Origin of the sequence: Kribbia dieselivorans NBRC 106261, assembly GCF_001552435.1 — a bacterium.
Classification (GTDB): domain Bacteria; phylum Actinomycetota; class Actinomycetes; order Actinomycetales; family Dermatophilaceae; genus Kribbia; species Kribbia dieselivorans.
In genome coordinates this window covers 1-1,665 of sequence record NZ_BCRE01000282.1, presented here as the reverse complement: position 1 = coordinate 1,665, position 1,665 = coordinate 1, and the positions used below count along the sequence as shown (strand labels likewise).

At 69.8% G+C, this 1,665-nt stretch carries 1 protein-coding gene; it reads right to left on the bottom strand.

What is annotated here, in order from left to right; translation table 11 throughout:
* Positions 1–154: 154 nt before the first annotated feature.
* Entirely contained in the window at positions 155–1,540 is a 1,386-nt protein-coding gene (locus KD1_RS15875; RefSeq protein WP_068403536.1) for an IS1380 family transposase, read from the bottom strand.
* Between the last annotated feature and the right edge of the window lie 125 nt (positions 1,541–1,665).

Here is a 1,665-nt window from a genome sequence, read left to right as displayed (position 1 = left end):
TCGGTCTTTCATGCGGTTGGTTTGGGAGGGTCTCACTGGTGGCTGGGGGCCGGGTCTGTGCGTGTGTCGGTGTGGGGGCATGAGTGGTGCCCGGCTGTCGCGCCGGGTGGGCGGGTTCCAAGGGTCCTCGGGTCGTAGGGGCAGGGGTTGGTGGTCAGCCGAAGGCGGTGCGGATTCGGTCCCAGGCGGCGGCAATCGCGGTGGCCCAGGCCCAGGTCTTGTCGATGTGTAGCCGGGTTTGTCGGGCGCCGTGGGTGATCCGGGCGGCGACGTGCAAGATCCGGTAGCGGAACGCGGCGATCTCGCACTTGGCCAGGGTCGGGTTGTCGGTGAAGGCGATGAGTTTGGTCCAGGCGATCAGGTCGGTGGCGATCAGCACGACTTCGAGCCAGGCCGCGTTTTCGTTCCAGGCCCGACATGGCAGGTTCCGAAGACCGGTGGCCTTGGCCTGGCGGATCCGGTCCTCGACCCTGGCGTGTTGACGGTGTCGTAGTTCCAGCCCGGCGACCTGCCCGGCAACGACCCCGGGCGCGGTGTCGGTCAGGAACGCGGTGACCCGCATCCCGTCGGCGTCGGTGAAGGTCAGCTGCGCGCCGGGGTGGGGTCGTTCCTTGCGCAGGATCAGCCGGGACCCGGTGGGCCAGGCCGACAGGTCGACGTTGTCGGTGACCTCAGCCACCCAGGCACCGTCGCGCAGGTCGCCGTCGGTCTCGATGGCCGGGTGCCAACAGTGCTCGGGGATGACGTCGACGATGTCCTGTACCCGGAAGTCGACGGGGAAGCCGAAGGAGAATCCGACCCCAGCGTCGCGGCAGGCGAGGGCGAAGGCGTGCGTGGCACCAGCAGAATCGGAACGGGCCAGCACCCGCGGGCCGTGCGGATCGCCGGGGCGAGGGCGGGCCTGCTCGGGCAGCGCAGCCAGCGCCTGCGCCAGGACGGTGACGTGGTCGGCGGCGGTGTTGGACCCGGCGTTGCCCTTACGCAGCAACCCGGCCAGCGCCTCCCCGCCAGCGATCTCTGGGCGGTCCAGGAAGGCCAGGAGCGGATGGAACCCGAACGTGCGTTTCCACGTCGCGGCCGCGTTCTCCTTCTCCGAATGCGCGATGGTGATCGTGGCATCGAAGTCGATCGCCAACTCCCCGGACAGGTCAGGGCCTGCCCCGGCGGCCCACGCCTTGGCCCGTGCCGCGGCCCGCGCGGCCCGCACCGCGCTCAGGTGGTCGGCATCGACCCGGTCCAGCACCCGCCACGCGGTCGGCATTGAGGCCACCGGCCCGAAGACCCCCTCCCGGTCCCCGAGAACCTCGATCCCGGTGATCGCGTCGGCACCATCGGCAACCGCAACCGCGACATCGGTCAGCACCCGGCCCGGGGCATGCACCCACGCCCCGCGGTAGGTATCGGCCAGCGCACCGTTCAGGGCCCCCACCAGGCCGGTGTACTCGGCCATCTCCCGCAACATCCCCAACCCCGCGTGGGACACCACGCCCGCCCCGTCAGCACTGACCCTCACACGTGGAACCGACCCGTTACGCTTCACCTTGGAAGTGCTCCTTGAACTCTGACAACGTGGACCCTCGACAAGTCCCATCGTCCCAGTTCTGGAGCACTTTCCACGTCACCACACGACCCGCGCCGGCCCCACCACGTGAAACGCCGAGGCTA